The sequence below is a fragment of the Paracraurococcus ruber genome (assembly GCF_004353985.1).
GTDB classification, from domain to species: Bacteria; Pseudomonadota; Alphaproteobacteria; order Acetobacterales; family Acetobacteraceae; genus Paracraurococcus; species Paracraurococcus ruber.
In genome coordinates, this window is sequence record NZ_SMOA01000710.1 from 1 (window position 1) to 429 (window position 429).

At 81.8% G+C, this 429-nt stretch carries 1 pseudogene; it reads left to right on the plus strand.

The features are described from left to right. Positions 1-158: 158 nt before the first annotated feature. Positions 159-429 (plus strand): annotated as a pseudogene (locus tag E2C05_RS34460) (hypothetical protein); the annotation flags it as partial.

Genomic DNA, 429 nt, shown 5'->3' on the forward strand with positions numbered 1-429 from the left:
GGCAGGGCACCCGGTGGCGCAGCGCCTGGCCCTGCGGCCCGCCGCCCCGGCCCGGCTTCGGCGCGCGGCTCGCATCTTCCCGGGGGCCACCGGCGCCAGGCGCGCGACGAGACGCTCCGCCAGCGCGTGGACCCGCGCCGGCGCCGCCCGCCATCCGCATGCTCGACGCCGGCCGGCTGCGGACGACGCTCGCGGAGCATCTCGGGCCGATCACGGCCGCCAATCGGCACCGCGCCCATGCGGTGCCGGAGCGCGGCGAATCCGGCGGGAAGAGCGTGCCGGAAGGCTTCGGCCGAGCGGCGCCCGGCGGGTCCGGCGGCCCGCTGCGCCGGCGCCCTTCGCATTCCGGCGCGGCGAAGCGCTTCCCGGGCGGCCGGCGGCGCGGTCCCGCCACAGGCGCGTGCCGGCCGGAGCGGCGCATGCCGGTCC